Below are 21,166 nucleotides of genomic sequence, written 5' to 3' on the forward strand. Positions count from 1 at the left end.
AACCGTCGCTGCGTAATGAACATTGCTCTAGGAGGCTGGCTCGTGCCGCACTATCGCAGTTCCGCATTGCAGTGGATGACGGTTTTCCTCGTCGCTTGCAATATGCTTGCTGTCAACGCCACTGGTATTGCCGCCGAAGCGCCAGACCCAACGACTTGGGAGGAGAAGAACGCATCGCTGCGATTCTTCAATGCCGACTGGCCTCACATTTTAGGCAAACTTGCCGACCAGACTGGTTCCACACTCGTCATGCATGAGGTTCCTCGTGGGCGTCTCACACGGACCGACCATGAGAAATACTCCCGCGATGAAGCGGTTCGGATTCTCAACGTGGAGTTGCAGGAGCAGAACTTTCGCATCTTGCAGAAAGACCAGTTCTTGATGGTCGTGCATAACGAATCGGCCCGCACACGCTACCGGCCTCGTGTAAAGACCGACTCGGCACCGAAGAAGGCTCCGCCGCGAGAAATCGTGCCTCCAAAACATCGGGGGCGAAGTGTCTCGACGATCCGTCCTCGCAAAGAAGAAACCAGCGTTCCGGAACCGCGACGACTTCAACCAGCGACCAACGTCGAGACCCCGATTGCGACCGCAAGTAGCGAGCACGTCGAACCGAAGCCAATCCGGTATGTCACTCACACCATTCAAATGCGGAACACCGCTCGCGATGTGGCCAAGCCACTCTACGACGCTCTGAAGTCCCGAGCCAAGTTGAGTGATAACGGTCCAAAGGGTTTGCCGGCGTTCGAGGTTTTTGAATCCAACACGAATCAACAGCTTCAGTTTGCCGTCGGCATTGATGTCGATCGAAACGAGTTGGTTGTCAAAGCAGCCGATACCGCGATTCAACCAATCGAGCGATTGTTGAAGGTGCTTGACAACCCGGAGTTCGGAAAGAGCTTCCGAATCGTCGCGGACCCGGCTGCTAGTCGCATCGGGCAGAAGTTGGCTCCGCAATTCGGGCGGATGAGCCAAATTCAATCGCGGGCTCAACAAAACGACCGAGTCGCGGCACTTTGGCAACAACAAGGCAACGAAGCCGCTCCCCAAAATGACCAACCGGCAGACGAGCAACGTGCCCCGGCACAGGGAATCGTGCGAACCGACCAAATGAACGCTCAAGATATCAGCGACATGGTTGGGCGTCTGCGGGGTGACGTCACGATTGAATCCGTGCCTGACCTTGGCGTGATGATTCTTCGCGGGAACCAAGCCGACGTCGATGCCGTGATGAAGATTATTCGTGACATCGAACAACGCAGCAAAGGGACCACGGCCGACGTGCGGTTGCTGTTGCTGCAACACGTGAATTCCACGGCGTTGTCGCAATTGTTGGCGACCGTCTACGAACGATTGGCCACACTGCGTGATCGCACAGGCGATGTCCGTCAACGGGTTGGATTCATTCCGATCGCTCGTCCGAATGCCGTATTGATCTTGGCTCCGGAAGTGGACATGGAGTCCATCCTGACACTTGCGGATGAACTCGATAAGCCTGTCGATCCAAACACGGAAATCGAAGTCTTCCGATTGGAACATGCGATCGCCGCCCAGGTCGCCACGCAACTCCAAACGTTCTACGAAGAACAAGCAACCCAAGGCGGAAACAACGACAACGCCGCAACCACACCGCAGTTGAGTCATCGAATCCGAGTGTTACCGGACGTGCGGACCAACTCGGTCATCGTTCAAGCTCGCCCGAACGACTTAGCTGAGATTGCACTTGTGATCCGGAAAATTGACCGCGATTTCTCCGCGGCGATCAACAAGATGCAAATCTTTCCGTTGAAACACGCGATCGCGGATGAACTTGCTGAGACAATCAACTTGGCTATTTCCAGCGTGCTCAATCCGGCTCTCGCCAATACCGGGCAATCCGGGAATATCGGTGGTGGCCAACAGAACGTACCTCAAGAACTTCGCGATGTGAAATCGGTCGTGCTGGAATTCCTGACCGACGCCAACGGCAAAATGAAAACGACACGCAGCGGGTTGCTCGCCAGCATCACGGTGACGGCCGATCTTCGCTCGAATTCGTTGTTGGTGTCGGCTCCTGAACAGACCATGAATCTGATGAAGGAATTGATCGGCGCATTGGATAAACCATCGCCAACCGTGGCGGAAATCAAAGTCTTCACGCTCGCGAACAGCGATGCCGCGACAATGGCGACACTGCTCGAAACCCTGTTCGAGCCGGCCGACGACGCCGACCAAGGCGGAATTCAAGTCGCCGGTGCGGAAGATGCCAGTAGCGGTTTGGTACCACTTCGATTTTCGATCGACCCGCGGACGAACAGTGTCATCGCTGTCGGTGGTGCGGATGCATTGCAAATCGTCGAAGCGATCCTCTTGCGACTGGACGAAACCGATGTCCGTCAACGGGAAACGATCGTCGTCAAATTGCGGAACGCACCGGCTCTTGATGTCGCGAACGCGATCAATCAGTTCCTCCAGGGACAACGCGATTTATTGCAGATCGATCCCGAATTGGTCAGCACGACCGAACTGTTGGAACGGGAAATCATCGTTGTTCCCGAAACCATCAGCAATAGCCTGCTGATCTCAGCGACGCCGCGTTATTTCGAGGAAATTCAACGGCTTGTCGCGGAATTGGATCAAACGCCTCCTCAGGTGGTCATTCAGGCGATGTTGGTCGAGGTGCAACTGGATAACACCGACGAATTTGGTGTGGAACTCGGTTTCCAAGACGATGTCTTGTTCAGCCGTTCCGCCGCCGTGCTCGAACAGTTGAGCACCATCAGCCAAACGGTGACTTCACCTAACGGTGTGCAAACAACAAACCAGCGAATTCTCTCGCAGCCAATTTCTCCTGGTTACAACTTCAACAACACACAGCCGCTTGGGAACAACGTTGCTGGTGACTTCAACACCACAACGGGAGCCACGGGCTTTACGAATCCGTCTGCTGTTGGTGAACAAGGGCTGTCGAACTTTTCACTGGGACGGGTCAATGGCGACCTTGGTTTCGGTGGTTTGGTTCTGTCGGCGAGTTCTTCGGAAGTGAGCGTGTTGATCCGAGCGTTGGCGGCACGTCGCCAAGTTCACATCCTCAGCCGACCGCAAATCCGCACGTTGGATAACCAACTCGCGGAAATCCAAGTCGGTTCGCAAGTGCCACGAATCAACGGGTTCACGACATTCGGTGCCCTGGGAACACCAGTCCCAACTGTTGAACCTGTCGACACCGGGATCATCCTGACCGTGACACCGCGAATCAACGTCGAAGGCAACATCGTCATGGATATCTCCGCCGTCAAGAGTACGTTGACCGCGCAGGGTGTGCCGTTGCTCGCTGACCCGGCCACGGGTTCGGTCATCGAATCGCCGATCATCGACATCACGACGGCTCGTGCCACAGTCGGTGTGCCGAACGGTCAAACGGTTGTGCTCGGTGGGATGATCACCAAGAACGACGACACGATCGAACGAAAAGTTCCGTGGTTGGGGGACATCCCAATCCTCGGCCAAGCATTCCGGTACGATTCTACACGGACCCGCCGGACGGAATTGCTGATCTTCCTGACGCCTCGAGTCGTCTACAACGACGCGGATAGCGAACTCATTAAGCAGGTCGAGTCCGAACGGATGCACTTCATCGAAAGCGAAGCCGAGAAAATCCACGGACCGCTGTTCGCCATCCCAGGTGAGACCGCTGCCCCGGCTGACGGTGTCGATGGTCAACTCGATCAGCTCTACGATGGTGACGCGGGTTACTATCAACCGGGAATGTCGGATGGTGTAACGCCAGTCACGCCCGTGAATCCTGCTGCACCAGCGATTCCGGGAGTACCGGCTCCGTCCCCCGTGATTCCTGGCGAAGACGACACTCCGACGACAGTGGTTCCGATGAGTGGCTTTCAACAAACGTCGAAAGTCGAGCCCGCGGAGTTCAGTTCGACGCCACGACAGTAACGTTCTTCGGATGGTCGAGCATGGTTGCCCGAAGCGGCCGTGCCCGACCGTTCTCTGTTGATGGGTGATGTCTGAAGCCGTTTTCTTCCGAAGTCTGCGGAATCAGTTTCCTTCGTTGAATTTGCAATCCAGTTGAGCGAGAAAAGCTATGAGTCCACGACTCGCATGTTTCGTGCTTGTTGGCTTACTGACTGTCTCCGGATGTGGTGGAGGAAGTTCCGTTCGCCAATGGTTTGGTGGTCCGAGGGAATTCCCGGAGGCCACAGCGGAAAATCCGGCGGTGGAGGTGGTCTCCGTTTGGCAACCGGCAGAAGGAACCGGGATCAACGGTTTGCCATCACGCGGGTTTGCAGGGCAGGTCATGTTCTTCACCCGAACTATGGCGGAACCCGTCAAGGTTCATGGCAACATCCGCATCTACCTGTTTGACGACACCGGAACAATCGAAGAACGGAAGAAACCGATTCATCAATTCGACTTCACACCGGAAGCCTGGAATACACACATCACCGATGGCACACTCGGTGCGAGCTACAACGTGTTCGTTCCCTACACGAAGGACAATCCTTACCAAACTCGTTGCACCCTTCGCGTACGGATCCAACAAGAGGGTAAGCCACCGGTATTCTCTGAGTCGGTTGCTGTGACTCTTCCGGGGCCGATGCCCAAAGACGTGCCGAAACGCGATGCCGTTCCGCACTCGTTCACGATGAAGAAATCAACGGTTCCGATCAATCCGAGTCGAGAAGATTACGAAGCCGCTGTGCAACAGGCCAGCCATCAAGCCAAACCGTCGGCGGCGACTTCGGCGAAAACCATGCCATTTACGGAAGAGGAAATGGCAGCGATCCAAGAGAAACTTCATGCTCTCCAGAAGGAACGTTCCGAACAGCGACAACTTCCTCAGACACCAACGAAGACGACCGCGACGCAGATGTTCGAGGACGAAACGCCATCAAAGCCGCAATTGCAACCGTTGCGGTCCAAACGATTCCGTCTGACGGCCGCACCGGGAACGGATGATGCCGGGGATTCATCGCCGGAACCGATTCGCCATCGTTTCGATGGTGACTTCCGACCAATCTCCGACGACTCTGGCTATACCGAAGCATCCCAACTCTTCGAATAGTTCGTTCCGATACGGATCGGGTCCCGAGTCGACGGGCAAATTCAAACCGAAATGCATGAGGCTTCCGCATAAACCGGAAGCCTTCTTTTTTTTGCCTATACCTCTCGATCGAGACGCGAGTGTCAATCCTGACACCATCCGTGGGAATCTTCCAGAGAGGCTTCAATTTTTCCTCCGCACTCCGCCAGACGCGGTTACAATTGATCAGAACGATTGAGATCAATTGGGAGGAACCAAGATGCGGCTGCGTAGCGGATTACCGTTTTTCGCCATCACGAGTTGTTTCGTAGTTGGATTGATGGCGGACCAGTGTTTGGCTCAATCATTGTTCGGTTCTTCGACCAACCGAACGACCAATACCGGCGGTGCAACTGGGTTTGGTGGAGCGACTTCAAGTTTCGGTGCTGGTGGCGGTGGTGCTGCTGGAGCGGTGGCTGGTGGGCAAGCAGGCGCACAAGCCGGGGCGGTTGGAGGCGGTACGAATGTCCCAGGTGGAAACAACATCGGGCTGCAAGGTGGGCTGAGCGGGTTTGGTTCCACGGTTGGTCAGGGTTTTACCGGTGGTGGAAATACGGACGGGACGTTTGTAGGAAATCGGCTCGCCGGGCAGAATGTGGGTGCTCAAACGCCCGTGTTCAACTTCCCCGGTGGTGGAAACGCCAATCGTTTCACCCCCAGGAACAACACCGGTTCGTCACGCGAGCGAGTGATTCGTCCCCGTCAGAAGATTGCCTTCGATTACGAACCGCCCGCCCCGACGGTCATTCGGACGGCGGTGACGCGACAATATCGCACACTCAGTTCACGACGACCGGGCTTGGAGAGCGTTACGATTGAGGTTGGCGAGGGAAGAGCCGCTGTCTTGAAGGGCACGGTCCCAGACGAAAATTCCCGCAAGCTGGCGGCGGCATTAGCCCGACTCGAACCGGGGATTCGCAGTATCAAGAACGAACTTAAGGTCGTGTCCGAGTAGCTGCAGGCTGTCTGTCTTGGCTATTGAGCGGGGATATGCAGTCTTAGACTATCCGCTGGCGGACGGGCTTGCGGGGCGTTCGCGGATGGTTGCCAGCCCGGCCCAGTCGATGGCGATGCCCCGGCGGCGGGTGGATCGGTCGGCTGTGCGAATGGTGGCCGCTCAAGGGGAGCGTCCGGAACGGCGAATGGAGGAGCTTCGGCAAATTGCTCACCTTGCATTTGCTGAACGCCACCGCCGGAGTAGGTTGGATTCGTGCGGGCCAGATGCTCGCCCATGTCATACTGACGAACGTTCGGAAGGTGGGGCAACTCCCACATGGATGCAGGCAGATGTGAAGGATTGACGTTGATCTCTTTCAGTTCAATCGTCAGCTCCATCTGAGTCAGCGGGAATTCCAGATCGACACGGTGCGGCATGATCACGCCAGATGGCTCACGACGATGATCGCTAAGCGATGCCTTCGCCACAAGGTTGGCCGCCCCGTCATATAAACTGTGTCCGAGGACAATTCCCAAGTTCCGATCGACTTGTAATTCTCGCCGAATTTTCTGACCCGACGCCAGCGATTCTTCGAGCACGAAGTTGACGATATTCGGCGAAGGTCCGGGCTGTTGCAGTTTGATTTTGCTGGGGTCGATCTCTCGCACGCCCAACGCTTCCATGATCCAATCCGGCTGAAATGGAATCGGCAACCGTTCGGAAACTGCGGGAAGATGCTCGTGACGAGCCGTAAACAGGTACGGGTCGCCGCGTCGAATCCAGAACCAGAACTGTTCATCGTTCGATCCGAAATCGGCTTCTTCGCTGCCCAGCACCGACGCTCGCAAGCGGAAGTTTCGTTGCCGCTCGACGGCAATAATCGCCGAAAGAGACAGCTTCACCGGAAGCATCGGCGTTTTGGTTGAGACTTGGGCATCGAGACAACTCCATGAGTGAAGTTGACGAATGTTGGCATTCAGATGCTCGATGAGATCCGTTTGCGAGAGATTCGGCTGGATCGGCGTGAGCACCTCCTGACGGGTCGGCAACCAATTGCAGCCCGAAAGGTTGACGCTCAGCAGGGCACAACCAACCGTCGCAACAATCCGACGACGAATTCGTCCCGAACCAGTTTTTGCGCCGCACCATCGGGGCGTTCTGATCGGTGAGTGCATCCATGCCTCTCCATTGTCAACTATGTTCGGAATTCGCTTGTGATCGTCTGCGGCCGTCTTACGGTTTCGGTATCCGCGGTAGGCTTGAAACGTCCTAGTTTCCTGGCCTCGACGCGACAGAAACCGTGACGATCAAAAGTCAACTGCGTTAGTCTTCGTCGGCTTCAATCTGGTTCGTCAATTCATCTTCCAACGCCTGAATTTCTTCGGGTCGCAATTGCAAGTCCTTCATAAAAAAAGGACCCTCACCCTGACTCCCATACAGTTCCAACTTCACGGGTCCGTCTTCATCAGAAGAACCTTCCAACCGGAGCCGACGTTTCTGCAATAGCATTAATGCGACCACGTATCGGAACTTCTCCTGGGCGTGATTGCAATCCTCGTTCAAGTCTTCGAAGAACTCGAACAGTGATTCTGTATCCAACGGTCGCCGTTTGGCTTGTGACTCTGGCACCTTGCATTGCCAATAGCCAAGTGCATCTTCCGGAGGGCCTTCCCAGGCTTCTTCCGAAAAGTCGCGACGAACTGTTTCGCCGTCTTCATCAATCAATATCGAATGGCAGACCGATCCCGGCGCGAGCGGTTTGCCCGTCCCGGCACACGTTTTTCCAATCGATTTGACACGGTAGTTCATAGCACGACTGTGGCCACTTGACTTGACGAGAGCGGCGAATCCTACCGTAGACTGGATTTTCCAACAAGACCGATACCGATCGGCTGAAACCTGTTAATTCGTCAATAGTTGGGAGGTTATCGAGGCCAGCGAAACGGAATAACGCACAAGCGGTCGCGTTTCATACAGTACGTCAGCAAAGCTTGGCCGTTGTTCGTCGAGATGAGACCTCCCCCATTTCGGTGCTGGATATCTAATTCCAACAGTTCCTGCCCGGATTCGACTTGATACATCTTGAGAATTCCCAAAGCATCGATCGTCGATAGCGTGCGACCGTCGGGGCCAAATTGTCCTCCCCGAATGGCATGGGCGTGCGTACTGAATCTGTGAACTCGGTGAAAGTCTTTGGAGTTCCACAAGCAGCACGTGCCGTCTTCACTCGCGGTTGCGAAATGGATGTCGTCCGGACTGAAGTCGATCCAACGCACCGTCTGCGTATGCACATTGGCAAGGGCGATATTCTCTTCGGTCTCAAGGTCGCGAGCGTAAACACGGTGTCCGACTGAGTAAATCAGATATTGCCCGTTAGGAGAGAAGCAAACACCGTTGCCAGGGCCGACGTTCTCACAACTCCATATCGATTCGTCTGTCCCAGTGTCCAGAAGGTGCATTCGGCCAGTATCAAGAGTCGTTGGGCATTCCGTGAACACTAAGCGTTTACCATCCTGAGAGAATGCCCGTGGAAATCCGAATGGCCATTTTTCAGAAGGCCGCACGTGTGGCGACTCTTGCCCGTCCCTCCATATGTACAGTTCTCCTTGGGAGTTTCCGACTGCGTAATGTTTTCTGTTTCGAGATACCGCAATCTTCAACCATGGTCCTCGGCCCTCAACGACGGTCTGATATTCGTTCGGCCGACTCGGTTTCCAACGGTAGAGGCTTTGTCGGCTCGAAATCAACGCCTCATCGGGGCCGATCATCGAAACATAATCGACGTCGATTCCCGGCGTATTCGTGTTCTGGTGCAACGGCGATGACGAAAGATCCCACACTCTGAGTTTTCCATCTTCGCTACCTGTCCAGAGAGTTTGGCCCTGTTTTCCCAGTGCTGTCGCGTAAATGCGATCTGATTCGCTCCACCAGGCACGCAGGAGACTCAGGTTGGGGGCACCGGTGTCAGCATCGGTTCCCATCTCCCACAATCTCAAAACGCCGACCGAATCTGCGGTAACAAGCTTCGAACCGTCCGGGAGGAACTGGACCCGTTGAACCGGATCCGCAGTCGGCATCCGTATGAGGCGTTCCCAACGGGTTGTGTCTCGGATCTCGAAATTTCCGGACCGAGAACCGATGGCCAAGAAGCGACTGTCACTCGAGAATGCCACTGAGAAGATATGGTGGGCCGGGATCGGGCGGAGAAGTTCGACGTTTTCGTTTGTCTCAAGATCCCAAATTCCCACTCTGTGATCGTAGCTAGAAGATGCAAGCCATCTGCCGTTTGGAGAGACCGCAATCGCTTCGACGCGTGCGACGTGACCTTTGAACGTATGGGAAGATTTCCAGGTTTTCGTGTTCCATCGGACGATCCGCGAGTCCGTCCCGCAACTGAACAACGATTCGCCATCGGGTGTGAAGACGAGACCGAAGGCCAGCCCGTCATGCGCTTGCAGCGTCTTAATCGATCCATCTTGGAGATCATAGACTTTGACCGTCCCGTCATCGCCGGATGATGCAAGGAACTGACCATCTGGCGAGTAAACAACACAATTGAGTTCCCCTTGCTGGGTCTCAAAAATCTGCTCGACCTGGAACGTTTCAGCGTTGATGATGCGAACGATTCCATCGGAACCACAGATCGCGACTTGCTCTTCATTCGGGGACCAAGTGATCCAGTAAATTGACGCACTGAGTTGCATCACTAAATCTGAAGGAAGGCTGATGGCGTAGTCCAGATAGTTCCATTCCAGCCCTCGCAGGTCCGGTTGTGTCCCCTGGCTGATGTGTCGATCAAGCACACTACGAACTTGCCGAATTTCGCCGTCACGCCAAGAACGAGCAGCGAGTTGCATATCCGATGAGTATGACATGCGTTGCGATTGCAAAGCGAACTGCCGAGCCGATTGTTCACTGTCTTCAGCCTGTGCTCGCGCAACGGACGCTTCTTTTAAGGCATCAGCCAATTCACCGGTGACGACTTTCAGACTTGTATTGACTTTCGCCAGTTGCCGAACATGGAGACTCAATCCCAGTACACCAGCCGACAATGCCAGGATGACCGTCAGAAGCAAGGCCGCCCAGGACGGTCTGCGTTTTGCCCAACGCCAGGCTGACACAATGGGACTGGTCGCGTTCGCCGTGACAACCTCGCCATTGCAGTACCGAACCAAGTCGTCCCGCAATTCCGACGCACTGGCGTATCGGTCTTGCGGACGTTTTTCGAGGCACTTCAGACAAATCGCTTGCAGATCGCGTGGAACGGATGGGGCGAGGCGTTTCGGGGGAGTCGGCGGATCATCGAGAACACTTCTCAGCGTTTGGGAAAGGCTGTCGCTTTGAAATGGTGTTCGGCGAGTCAACAGTTCATAGAGAATGGTTCCCAGCGCAAAGATGTCTGTATGCGGTCCGACATCCTTTTGCTGAATCTGCTCAGGAGCCATGTAGGCTACCGTTCCTTTGATCACCCCGGTCGCTGTTCGCGTTTGTTCCTCGACATCCAAGATTTTGGCCAGACCGAAATCTGTAATTTGCGGACGGAAGGCGAGGTCAGCGGATGGGACTTTCGTATCAATCAAAATATTGGTCGGCTTGAGATCCCGATGAATGATATTCGACTGGTGAGCATGTTGAACGGCATCAGCCAAGACGGCAATGATCTGTGCCGCGGTGCGTGGAGGAATCGGGTGTTTTTCGTTTTCAAGCCACTCCGCCAATGTTTGACCGTCAACGTATGCCGCCGCCAAATAACAGACACCGTCGATCTCGCCGGCTTCGTGGATGGAAACAATGTTCGGATGCTGGAGTGACCCAGAGGCTTGTGCTTCTTTGACGAATGAATTACGACGATTAGGGTCTGTCAGTGCGGTATGTCGAGGCAGTTTCAACGCGACCGTTCGCTTGATAACGGTGTCTTTCGCGAGATAGACAACTCCATGCGCACCTTCGCCGAGTTTCCGAATTAGTTGGAAACGTCCCAGCGATTCAGGCGGCTCTTCCTCAATGAAGACTGCCTCCTCCAGGTCAATATCGGAGAGCGACGTATTTCCAGCGGCAATGAGACGTGTGCGAACAAATCTCCAATCGCTACTGTTCGCAATCCGAACCCGGCTCGATTGGTGATCCGCGTAACCGCGAAGAGCGTCATTCTCACAGAGTTCCTCGACAACCTCACTACAGCTTTGGCAACCTTCTAAATGGTTGCTAAGTTCGAAATCGACGGATTCCAGAGGAGATTGTTTGAGGAACAGCGTCCATTCGTCACGGGTCGGACAAGCACGCGTCACGATTTTTCTCTCGACGAAAAACCTTGAAACGGAAATTGATCTTCGGACAGTCGCTCAACTTCGGCTTCCAGCTGCCGCACAACGCGATATTTCACCTGGTAGACCCAGGCACGTGTTTTTCCAAAGCAGCTTGCAACCTCGGCAGGAGACTTCGATTCTTCCCAGAGTTGTTGGAAGACCAACCAGTCATTGGGGAGGGCATCTCGCACTCGCTCGGAGGCCAATTCGTAGATTCGCTGATTGACGTCGTCGTTCCACTCGCTCCCCGAATGCTCGGTCGACTGGTCAAGCAAGTGATCCGCCAAGCCACCTCCAACCGCGTCGGCGTTCTTGCGACCTCGGGTGATAAATCTGCAAATCTCGTTCTGAGTGATTCGATACAACCAGTCTCGAAACCGGCCACGTGTGCGATCGTAATCAAAACGTCCGATCGCTTTGTAAACTCGAAAGAATACGTCCTGGGTGACTCCCTGTGAGTCTACGGATTGCAGGCCAGCACGGAGACATCTCGAGTATACAATCGGCCCATATAGCTCAACAAACTGCACCCACGCCTCCTGGTTGCAAACGCTTTCTGCATTCGTCTGCTTTAATCTCAGCAACAACGACTCGCGAGTGCTAACGGCCATAGTCGCATCATTCCCTATCACCGGAGATCACAAGTTCCACAGCGAATTCAACGAGGAACCCACGCACCAGATCAAATTGCTAGCCAAGTTCACAATAGCCCGAAGGTTTGCAACATATTGTTAAAGCAAGTTGGTCGATTGTCGACCGTCTTGAATCAATAATGAGCATCTGACAGCGATTTGTCGAACCCTCATTGTGGACGCTACGTGAGATCCTCACGTCATCCGACTGTTGCAAACCATTCTCACAGTCAAGTTTAACGATTTCCACAAGGGAATGGTGCAATGAATTATTGAACGGCACAAAAACTGCTTATTTCCCAGACGTGACCCGGTGTCCCACGAAACATGGTGCACCGGATAACGTGATTGAGACAAAGACCGTCACCGATGTTGTTTCGTCAAACGAAGAACAGGTGCGTCAGGCTGTCGGATGTGTCGTCAACATCGTTGAAAGTCGACTTTTCGCATCTTCTGCGACTGGAGATTACGTCCCTCATTGCAGGGATCGATGCTACGACAGCACGACACAGCAGTTCGGTGGCGGGCTTTGGCTCAATCGCTTTTCAAAAAAGCTGCTGACTGTCCCCAGCTTCCGGTAAAAACGAAATCCGAAAGAGGTTTTCGCTCACGGGGTTGCTGTTCTTGCTCACGCAGATTCTCAGGCAATACGGACAGGTCGTCACTCTGATACCCGATAGCCCAAGCCGCGACCGGTTCATAACCATCTGGGATTTGCAAAGCGGTTCTCGCTTTGGCAGCGTTGAAACCCGCCATTCCATGACAGACCAACCCCATGGAAGTCGCCTGCATGCACAAACCTGCCGACGCTAGACCAACATCGTGCCAAGCATGTTGGTTCGGCTTGCCATTTCGCGCGAACCTTGTTGACGCCACGGAAAGCAACAGCACGGGGGCCGTCTGAGCCCAGCTTTGATTGAATTCCACGAGGCAGGCAAGAAGTTTCTGGTACTCCATCGGTTGCCGCTTGGTTGCCACGAAAAATTGCCAAGGTTGCTCGTTGTAAGAAGACGCCGCCCACCGTGCCGCCTCTAACAAACTTCCTAACTGAGCATCCTCAACCGACTTGTCGGCGAATCCCCGCGGACTCCAGCGGTCCCGAATGAACTCGTGAACTTCAAACGATGTTTCAGCGGGTTTGTCCATAATGCTCCATCCCTGCGTAATTTGATTTCCGAGTTCACCGTTCCGGGGGGCGAGCAGTTCACCCGCCCCCGGTCTTGTTCGCCAACCAAGTTTACACAGACGTCTCACTCACCGTCCAATCCTTTGGCCAGTTTTCCGAGGGCCTCGTTCTCGATCTGCCGAACCCGCTCGCGTGTCAAACCGAGTGTCTCGCCGATCTCTTTGAGAGTCCGTGGTTCCGAGTCATCCAGTCCGAATCGCATTCGCAGTATGGTTGCTTCGCGTTCATCCATGTTGTCCAGCATCTCGAAGACATGCTTGATGTTGTCGCTCTCGATCAATTCCGATTCCGGCCCTTTCGCCCGGTCGTCGGCGAGCATCTCACCCAGCGACCAACCACTTTCCGGGTTGTCCGACTGGGGCGTCGAATTATAGAGTTGAATCGCTTTCTTGACGATTTTCAACTTCTTCTTCGGCAACCCAAGAACCTTGGCGACCTCTTCCGGCGTCGGTGTGCGGCCGGTTTTGTCTTGCAGTTGAGCAGTCGCTCGTCGCCATTTGGTGAGCAGTTCGACCATATACGCCGGAATGCGAATTGTCTTCGCGGAATTCACCAAGGCTCGCTTGATCGACTGTTTGATCCAATAGCTGGCGTAGGTGCTAAAGCGAGTATTCATTGTAGGGTCGAACCCTTCGACCGCTCGCAGAAGCCCGAGGTTTCCTTCTTCGATTAAATCTTGCAGTGGCAATCCTTTCCCGGTGTATGCGCGGGCAATGTTCACGACCAACCGCAGGTTCGCTCGAACCATGCGGTCACGGGCTTCCTTGTTCCCGTTAGAAATTTCTCTGGAGAGTTCCTTCTCTTCCCGGGCACTCAGGAGTGGCGTTTCGTTAATCTCCCGAAGGTAAGTTTCCAACGGGGATTGAACGGCCGACGAAGAGCGACGACGCGAAGTTTTCTGCATAACAGGTGGGTCTTCGTGTTGAGGAGCGGGATATTCGAAAGCGAGTCCGTGCTGATGTTTCAATTCGGTAAGTCGATGTTGAACGACCGATTGAGGCACAACATTATCGCATGTCAAAGTAATTCATGATTCGAGCGGCGACGGTGCGAGCACCAAGCGAACGACCGTGTGACTCGTGAATGAGGTCAAGCGACGTTACCCAATTCATCGACGAAAACTCCGCGCGCCCTGGAAACAAAGACCACGCAAACCAGGCAATTTCCGGAGGGCCGGGCAGGTAGGGGGACCATATCGGTTTTAACGATTACGCGATTTCGTCCTGCGTGCATGTCCAAGAAGAGTCTCACCCGAGCGAGAAATCGACGACACCACAGCGAATACACCTTGTGAGACGGGCAACTCGAAGACGGTTGTGCTGCAAGACCAGGTCTCTTTGGTCTACGTCTTTGAACATTTCATACGTAGCTTCGAACGAGAGGATCGTGCGAATCGACGTCCGGAAGGAATCAAGTTGCTGGTGCCTCGGATCATCAGCGACTACAACAGTTGCGAGCGAAAGTCGGCGGTATGCTCTGGCAGCGACGGAGTCGTTGAGGACTTTCACAAAGCATGTGTCATCAAGGCAAGCAAAGGATCGTAGGTCGATATGAGTGTTGCGTTCATTCGGAAACAGTGGTTCTTAGCAAGCTTGTTGATTGTCATTCCGCTGGGACTCGGGGTGGGCGTTCGCGTCTCGCCGACGGATTGGCAGGAAATCGCCAGTGGATTGCCGGCAGGGCTCATCAGTTTCATGAGCGCATATTCGCGTCTCGCCACTGCAACAATTTTATTCCTGATGTCGTTTAGTCTCGAAAGTCGGCGACTCGGGGAGGCGATCCGATCGCCGTTTCCGGTTCTCGTTGCCGTTCTGATCAACTACGCAGCGATGCCATTGCTCGCGTTTCCGTTGTCCAAGATGCAGCTCACACCAGACTTCGCGATCGGCCTTGCGATTTCTGCGAGTGTTCCCTGCACGATGGCGGCTGCGTCCGTGTGGACTCGCAAAGCTGCCGGCAACGACGCAATCTCGCTGATGGTCACGATGTTCACGAACGGAGTTTGCTTTCTTGTCACACCGTTCTGGATTGCCTTCCTGATTGGACAATCCATCGATCTTGATCCGGCTGCAATGATGTGGCGTCTGGCTTTATCCGTATTGTTGCCTTGCCTTCTTGGTCAATTGTGCCGAACCGCTAAGTCACCACGCGAATGGGCCACACGCAACAAAACGCAATTGGGAGTCGTCGCGCAGTTGCTGATTCTGACGTTGATTCTTCTCGCGTCGATCAGTGGTGGGCAATCGCTCAACGGTAACGGAGCCGGACCAGGAACATGGGCGATTTTGCTGGTTTTGGCGTCCGGTATTGCTCTGCACCTCATCGCGATGGTGGGAGCTTGGGCAGTGAGTCGTGGATTCGGTTTCAAACGCGACGATATGAAAGCGGTTCTCTTCGCAGCTAGTCAAAAGACACTTCCCATTGGAGTGTTGATCGCGACCGACCCGACGATGCTTGGCAATCCGAATCTACTTGGTGAGGGTGTCGGTGTGCCGTTTGCGGTTTTCCCGATGTTGATGTTTCATGCGTCGCAACTCTTCATTGATACCGCAGTGGCCGGCTATTTGGCCAAAAATAAAACCGATGTGGCCAGCTGATTGGGCCACATCGGTCCTTAGATTCAAATTGCATTGCCTCAGGTTACTACCAGGCAAGCTTGATTACGGTTTGGGCAACTTGATATCCAGACGATCGTAGTTCGGGTCACGGAAGACACTATAGAAACGCATTCCGAACCCACGTTTAAGTTCATACTGAGCCCGTCGTTCCCATGGTGTCCCTGGGTGGTTCTTAATGACGTTCGCGTACATCTCACGGGCGAACGTTTCCTGATCTTCCACGTACTTGAGGTATTCGTCCCGATCCATCTTCAAGTTGAAAGCCGATTTCAGCCGTTTGAACTGCTCTTCATCTGCCACAATCATCTTTGGTGTCCGTCCAACGTTCCACCGGTTGTCTTTCTTGTTCTTGGGCTCCGGCATGTTGTTGGCATGTGCATCCATCGCAAGCAGATATTGGAACAGCCGCACACGGTAGGCCAAGCATTCTGCGTAAGCCAAGTCGTAGGCTGCCCGCCAGCGGTCGGAATCTTCCTTGTCGCGAAGCTTCTCGACGCCCTCCAAAAGTCCAATTCCGGTATTCAAGAGTGACATCGCACGAGCCGCTTTCTGAACCTCTTTGGCAGCTTCCTGACGGAACTCAGCGACGTTCAGCGGATACCAGTGCTCTCGAATGTTGAGGTTCGGGTCATAAAGTGGGAGCAACCCCTTGTCCACCGCGTCTTTGTTGGGATTCAAACGAGCGATGACGTCAAAGATGGTCTTGCGGAATGGGCTGCGTTGCCGTTCAGCCGCATATTCCCGACGAGGCAAGAGCAGTGGCGTGTAGCGTTTCATATCGAGGAAATCGAATTTCCGCTTATCTTGTGCGCCTGCGCCTGTCAGGTCCTCTTCTTCACCGGGAAGAATGAAGTAGATGCCACCAGTTTCTTTGCAAATCCGAACCTGTTCATAGGGACCGAATCCACTTTTGAACGCATCCCATCGTTGATGCAATCCGTCCCATTGCAGGCATTCCGGAAACGATGTTTCCGGGCCACGTCGAATCCGCAACCAATGCCAAAGGTTGTATTTCGGATCTTGCCAGCGAATCCGAGCATACGGATATCCAAACGTCGCTTCGCGTCCCAAAATGTAGATTGGACTTTTGATTTTCTTAGCTCGTGCGACGACCTCTTCAACGCCCATTCCATCGTCGCCAGATTCATCAGACACGACCACGACGATCAAACGACGTTTCTGCCGGACAGCACGTGGGCCGTATTTTTCTAACGTTTGCACCATGGCTTGGGAGAGATTCTCCAAACCACTTTCGTCGATCTTAATTTTGTTGATCGCTTCGCGAATCTTTTTGACGTCGGTCGTTGGTTCGGGAGTCAGGTAGTTGACGCCTTGTCCAAATGCCCCGATCACGGTGTGAAGCACTTCGTCCTTCTCGCGGATTTTATCGTCCTTTTTCTGAACGAGCCCTAACTCTTCATACACCTGATGGAAGTTCGCTGCGATTTCCTTTTGGTCGTCTTTCATACTGTCCGATTGGTCGAACAGCCAGACAACGAGGACTCGCTGATCTCGCATGATCCGCACAAGCTCTTGGGTCAATCGACTCAAGGCCGCTCCGTAGCCTTCGACAACCGCACCAGTCTCTCCAGTGACTTCCCCTTCGCCCAGGTCCATCGCGACTTCGCCCTCACCAGGCCGGGTAATGTCGCCAGGATTCACCTCGACTTGGGGATCTTCCAGCAGCTTGTCGATTTCAACATTCTGTGTTGCCGCCGATACCGGACTGGCAGCCGCACCAACGGCCCCGGTTACGGCTCCGCCAGCAACGACGTTCATGCTGTCAGCCGGAGTCGGATTAAGTTCGAGGGTTTGCGTGTACTCCTCCTCGATTCGATCTTCATTCAGCACGGACTCCACGACAATTTCTTCCTGCTGTTCGTCAAGCGACTGTTTGATCAGAAATAAACCAAACAGCAGGATACCGTGAAAAACGATCGACACGCCGACGGATGAGAATGTCGAGGCGTTAGGAGCTTTGGACATTGCATTCCCTTAGGCCGCTCCGCTCGCTAAATCCGTTGCGGTGGCGGGCAGCATTCATATTCTCAGGTGGATTCCGTCAAAATTTCCGTGACAGAGGGTTTGATGACTTAAAGACAGCGTTCAGAGCGCGGGACGAACCCGTTTTTTCTGAGCGGCTTTCTTCTTCATTTCCTTCTTCTTCTCTTCTTCGTCGGCCAATTGCAGCTGATTCGGATTGTTGTTTCCGCCTCGGTTTGCCGATGCCACGGCGACGGCGAACTCTTGCCAGTCCCAACCCAATTCTTGGCTCAACTCGCGTTCGGCGAGTTCGGCCCACGGCGTGCCTGAGTGCTCGTCAACAACACGGGTAAGATACTCTTTGGCCTTCTTGGCAAGTTTCTTGACACTCGGTCCACCAAGAACATCCGCTGCAGGTACCAATCGCCAGTGATTGCTCCCTTTCTTCTCAAAGCTCTTGGGGCTGGATTTCATGTCCGCCAGGACAACGTTGTAACCATAGGCCCGCACTCGCATGGCCAACACGCGTCCCATTGCCAAGTCATAGGCGGCTCGCCAACGTGGAGACACGATCTTCTCACGGTCTTTTTCACCACGTTCCAACATGGATTGCATCTGTCGTAGTTTGAAGTCGAAGACAGCGGCAGGTTCCTGAGCAGCGGTTGCTTGCTGACGAAGTACTGTGTCGGAATCGGCCCGGAAGACCAGTTGCGGCGTCACTACGCGATCGGCGTTGGTCATTCGAGCAGTCGTTACCAAAGCTCCCTTGGCGGCATTACTGACCAGTTCTTTCTCGTACTCGCGAATTGGACCATAATCAGGCGTATAATTCCGCATCACTGAGAAGTCGAACTGCGGGCCACGGATACTGTCTTCGGCGACCAAATACAGCCCACCGGTTTCCGCACAAAGACGAGTTAACGCGTAAGGACCGTAGCCAGAAGACATCTGATCAAGGTCACGTCCACGACCGCCCCAGAAACCCAACCGCAACCGTTCCATCGCAACCGATTCGGGACCTGCCTCGATTGGCAGATACTCTTCGCCCCCGTCTTCGTACTTCCAAAGGACATAGCCTTTTTCCCGTCCGAATGGAGCGGCATTGCCAACACAGTAGCAGCGAACACCCACGCGACGGGCGGTCTGCACGGCTTGTTCCAGGTATTCGAAGTCGTCGCCGCGTTCGTCAGTCACAACGATGACCATCATGTTGCGACGGAGTTTCGTACGGTAGGAACGCCACTTGTTGATGACTTGGTTCACTGCACCGAATACGTTCTCAGTCGGCGTGCCGTCGGACTTGATTTGTCGAATGGCTTTTACAATTTCACCGACATCGTCGACCGGTTCGGGCGTGATGAAGTTGGTGCTGCTTCCGAAACTGACCACAGCGGTTTGCAATGCCCGACCGGAATCTACATCGAGTTGCCCGAGTTGCTGATAGACATTCTCAAACCGATCCGCGATCTCGTCACGACGCGCTTGCTGAGAGAGTGAGGCATCGAACACCCATACAACCAGCGTTTTACGGTCACGGAGAGAGCCTGCAATTTCTGCGGTCAACCGATCCATCGATCCTTCCACGCCGCCGACGTAGTCGGTCGCGCCGGTCGTATCAATGGTATCCACAAACTCGGTCTGCTGAGGCGAGGCCATCACATCGAGTTGCGGTTGTTGGACGTCGACCAATTCCTGATCGATTTCCTTCTCCAACTGCTCCTGCGGATCGGAATTTGCCTGCGTCATCGCTGCTTGCGACGGGCTGAGTGTGTTCATCAGACTGTCAGTGCCCAGCTGGTCCGTAATTGTCGGATCGAAACTGAATTCGTCGGGCATGACGTCTTCATCACTCATCGCGGTATCGATCACGGTCTCCTCATCTTGAGGCATGTAGAGCGTGATCGAATAGAGGAAGAGCAACAAACCGACGTGCAAAACGCAACTAATTGCCCACGACGGCAGTTCCATGAGACTCGAAAACTGAGATTTCGAATCTGATACAGCCGTTGAATTGGTCTGAGGATTGGGAGCAGAAAGACTCACCGAATTCTCCTTAGGTTTGGCTGGGATGGTGTGAAGATCGGACATCACACTGTTGGGGCAGGAATCGGTTGGGTTACATCATCCGCGTAAGGACGACTGAGAACCTGTCAGACATCGTGACAGCGCACAGATATCCTCGTCACAAATAGAGTACCAGAACACCATGAAAATGTCCACAATTTCCAATATTTCCACAGTTTTTCTACCTACCTTACCCAGCAGAACAGCATACTGTTCGTCGAAAATTGCTCGGAATCGGTTAGAAATAGAAAAACTCGGTTTTTCTGCATGATTTCCGGACAGGGCCAATCAATGTTTCGGGCGGACCTGAAATCATCGTCGGCAGAACAATGGACCGGCCGATACTAGTTATTATCAATGATCAACGCCTTTTGATACGGCGATCGATGTCTCAGGGATCGACTTATGTCCGATCTTTGTTCTTCTCTTCTGAGGAACACCTGTCCCCTGGGAGGCTTTACATGCGTTACACTGAAGCATGGGTGACCAGTGGTGATGGACGACGCCTGTTCGTTCGGCACTACTCTCGTCCTCAAACTCCACAAAATCGCACGATTTTCCTGGTCCACGGAGCCGCCGAACACGGTGCGCGATACCGGCATGTTGTGGATTGGTTCTTGAAACGGAATTGGAATGTCGTCATTGACGATCATCGGGGGCACGGTCTGTCCGATGGTGTTCCGATGCATTTGCGACATTTCGATCAGTACTTGAACGACCAACGCCGCATTCAGGAGCATTTGGGAATTGCTCCTCATCAATGTGTTCGGATCGGACACAGCATGGGGGGATTAATCACCGCACGCTTGGCCCAAGCTGATCCCGAATTGGTGCCAGCATTCATTTTGAGTTCACCGTTGCTTGGAATCCGCGTGCCGATTCCCCCTCACACGAAGGCCGTTGGTCGAGTGCTCTCTTGGGTAGTGCCCAAAACACGGTTCCGCACACCGATCCAGCATGAAGACGTTTCTCGCAGTCAAGATGTCGTTGACGATCGCCGAGCCGATGTGTTGCTCCATCGCTCCGTCACCGCTGGCTGGTTTTTCGCGATCCAGTCGGCATTGAGAACCGTCTGGGATCAAGCCAACCAGATCACACAGCCGTTCTTGATCCTGCAAGCGGGGGAAGATCGGATCGTCGATCCGGACGCCCCCGAACAGTGGTTGCCACGGACCTCGTCTACCGATCGGACCTTCCATAAGTTTCCGGGTTGTTTCCATGAACTTCACAGTGAACCCGAATGGGAGTTGATCTTGGGAACCGTTTCCCAATGGTTGGAGGAACGATGGAAGCCAACGGGTTTTAACCACGCCGACGTCACCACACGGTCGGCTGCCTGATGAGTCAACTTGGCAACGAT

The 21,166-nt window shown here is 54.0% G+C and carries 13 protein-coding genes; 5 read left to right on the forward strand and 8 right to left on the reverse strand.

Annotation, left to right across the window (positions count from 1 at the left end):
• Positions 1 to 42 precede the first annotated feature (42 nt).
• From G6R38_RS13490 to G6R38_RS13500, 3 genes are all read left to right on the forward strand, one after another.
• Complete coding sequence (locus G6R38_RS13490; RefSeq protein WP_166826088.1) at positions 43 to 3,933, forward strand: secretin N-terminal domain-containing protein; 3,891 nt, start codon at positions 43 to 45, stop codon at positions 3,931 to 3,933.
• Between the two features lie 148 nt (positions 3,934 to 4,081).
• The gene (locus G6R38_RS13495; RefSeq protein ID WP_166826091.1) at positions 4,082 to 5,062 is read left to right on the forward strand and encodes a hypothetical protein; all 981 of its coding nucleotides are present in this window, start codon (positions 4,082 to 4,084) and stop codon (positions 5,060 to 5,062) included.
• 238 nt (positions 5,063 to 5,300) lie between these two features.
• Positions 5,301 to 6,035, forward strand: a complete 735-nt coding sequence (locus G6R38_RS13500; RefSeq protein WP_166826094.1) for a BON domain-containing protein — start codon at positions 5,301 to 5,303, stop codon at positions 6,033 to 6,035.
• A gap of 20 nt (positions 6,036 to 6,055) precedes the next feature.
• Here G6R38_RS13500 and G6R38_RS13505 read toward each other — a convergent pair whose 3' ends face one another.
• From G6R38_RS13505 to G6R38_RS13530, 6 genes are all read right to left on the reverse strand, one after another.
• The gene (locus G6R38_RS13505) at positions 6,056 to 7,192 is read right to left on the reverse strand and encodes a hypothetical protein (RefSeq protein WP_166826097.1); all 1,137 of its coding nucleotides are present in this window, start codon (positions 7,190 to 7,192) and stop codon (positions 6,056 to 6,058) included.
• Positions 7,193 to 7,340: 148 nt separating this feature from the next.
• Positions 7,341 to 7,826 carry a hypothetical protein gene (locus tag G6R38_RS13510; protein ID WP_166826100.1) on the reverse strand — a complete coding sequence of 162 codons (486 nt, stop codon included), beginning with the start codon at positions 7,824 to 7,826 and terminating at the stop codon, positions 7,341 to 7,343.
• Positions 7,827 to 7,942: 116 nt separating this feature from the next.
• Positions 7,943 to 11,305 (reverse strand): protein kinase domain-containing protein, encoded by a 3,363-nt coding sequence (locus G6R38_RS13515; RefSeq protein ID WP_166826103.1) that lies wholly within the window; start codon positions 11,303 to 11,305, stop codon positions 7,943 to 7,945.
• Positions 11,302 to 11,934, reverse strand: a complete 633-nt coding sequence (locus G6R38_RS13520) for an RNA polymerase sigma factor (protein WP_166826106.1) — start codon at positions 11,932 to 11,934, stop codon at positions 11,302 to 11,304. The genes G6R38_RS13515 and G6R38_RS13520 overlap by 4 nt, the downstream gene beginning before the upstream one ends.
• A 555-nt stretch (positions 11,935 to 12,489) precedes the next feature.
• Complete coding sequence (locus G6R38_RS13525) at positions 12,490 to 13,101, reverse strand: nitroreductase family protein (protein ID WP_166826700.1); 612 nt, start codon at positions 13,099 to 13,101, stop codon at positions 12,490 to 12,492.
• Positions 13,102 to 13,205: 104 nt separating this feature from the next.
• Positions 13,206 to 14,045, reverse strand: a complete 840-nt coding sequence (locus G6R38_RS13530; RefSeq protein WP_166826109.1) for a sigma-70 family RNA polymerase sigma factor — start codon at positions 14,043 to 14,045, stop codon at positions 13,206 to 13,208.
• 646 nt (positions 14,046 to 14,691) lie between these two features.
• On the opposite strand from G6R38_RS13530, the gene G6R38_RS13535 reads away from it, so the two are divergent.
• Positions 14,692 to 15,738 carry a bile acid:sodium symporter family protein gene (locus tag G6R38_RS13535; protein WP_166826112.1) on the forward strand — a complete coding sequence of 349 codons (1,047 nt, stop codon included), beginning with the start codon at positions 14,692 to 14,694 and terminating at the stop codon, positions 15,736 to 15,738.
• 63 nt (positions 15,739 to 15,801) lie between these two features.
• Here G6R38_RS13535 and G6R38_RS13540 read toward each other — a convergent pair whose 3' ends face one another.
• On the reverse strand, positions 15,802 to 17,745 hold the full coding sequence (locus G6R38_RS13540; RefSeq protein ID WP_166826115.1) for a vWA domain-containing protein: 1,944 nt from the start codon (positions 17,743 to 17,745) through the stop codon (positions 15,802 to 15,804).
• A 120-nt stretch (positions 17,746 to 17,865) separates the two neighbouring features.
• Positions 17,866 to 19,710, reverse strand: a complete 1,845-nt coding sequence (locus tag G6R38_RS13545; protein ID WP_166826118.1) for a vWA domain-containing protein — start codon at positions 19,708 to 19,710, stop codon at positions 17,866 to 17,868.
• A 557-nt stretch (positions 19,711 to 20,267) separates the two neighbouring features.
• On the opposite strand from G6R38_RS13545, the gene G6R38_RS13550 reads away from it, so the two are divergent.
• On the forward strand, positions 20,268 to 21,146 hold the full coding sequence (locus tag G6R38_RS13550) for an alpha/beta hydrolase (protein WP_166826121.1): 879 nt from the start codon (positions 20,268 to 20,270) through the stop codon (positions 21,144 to 21,146).
• Positions 21,147 to 21,166 lie beyond the last annotated feature (20 nt).

It is taken from the genome of Thalassoroseus pseudoceratinae, assembly GCF_011634775.1.
Classification (GTDB): Bacteria; Planctomycetota; Planctomycetia; order Planctomycetales; family Planctomycetaceae; genus Thalassoroseus; species Thalassoroseus pseudoceratinae.

Excerpts from the sequence above, each read along its gene's own strand:
- G6R38_RS13535 (WP_166826112.1), top strand. The coding sequence starts at position 14,692 with ATGAGTGTTGCGTTCATTCGGAAACAGTGGTTCTTAGCAAGCTTGTTG.
- G6R38_RS13520 (WP_166826106.1), bottom strand. The coding sequence starts at position 11,934 with ATGGCCGTTAGCACTCGCGAGTCGTTGTTGCTGAGATTAAAGCAGACG.
- G6R38_RS13545 (WP_166826118.1), bottom strand. The coding sequence starts at position 19,710 with ATGGAACTGCCGTCGTGGGCAATTAGTTGCGTTTTGCACGTCGGTTTG.
- G6R38_RS13510 (WP_166826100.1), bottom strand. The coding sequence starts at position 7,826 with ATGAACTACCGTGTCAAATCGATTGGAAAAACGTGTGCCGGGACGGGC.
- G6R38_RS13550 (WP_166826121.1), top strand. The coding sequence starts at position 20,268 with ATGCGTTACACTGAAGCATGGGTGACCAGTGGTGATGGACGACGCCTG.
- G6R38_RS13540 (WP_166826115.1), bottom strand. The coding sequence starts at position 17,745 with ATGTCCAAAGCTCCTAACGCCTCGACATTCTCATCCGTCGGCGTGTCG.
- G6R38_RS13530 (WP_166826109.1), bottom strand. The coding sequence starts at position 14,045 with ATGCAGAAAACTTCGCGTCGTCGCTCTTCGTCGGCCGTTCAATCCCCG.
- G6R38_RS13525 (WP_166826700.1), bottom strand. The coding sequence starts at position 13,101 with ATGGACAAACCCGCTGAAACATCGTTTGAAGTTCACGAGTTCATTCGG.
- G6R38_RS13500 (WP_166826094.1), top strand. The coding sequence starts at position 5,301 with ATGCGGCTGCGTAGCGGATTACCGTTTTTCGCCATCACGAGTTGTTTC.
- G6R38_RS13505 (WP_166826097.1), bottom strand. The coding sequence starts at position 7,192 with ATGCACTCACCGATCAGAACGCCCCGATGGTGCGGCGCAAAAACTGGT.
- G6R38_RS13495 (WP_166826091.1), top strand. The coding sequence starts at position 4,082 with ATGAGTCCACGACTCGCATGTTTCGTGCTTGTTGGCTTACTGACTGTC.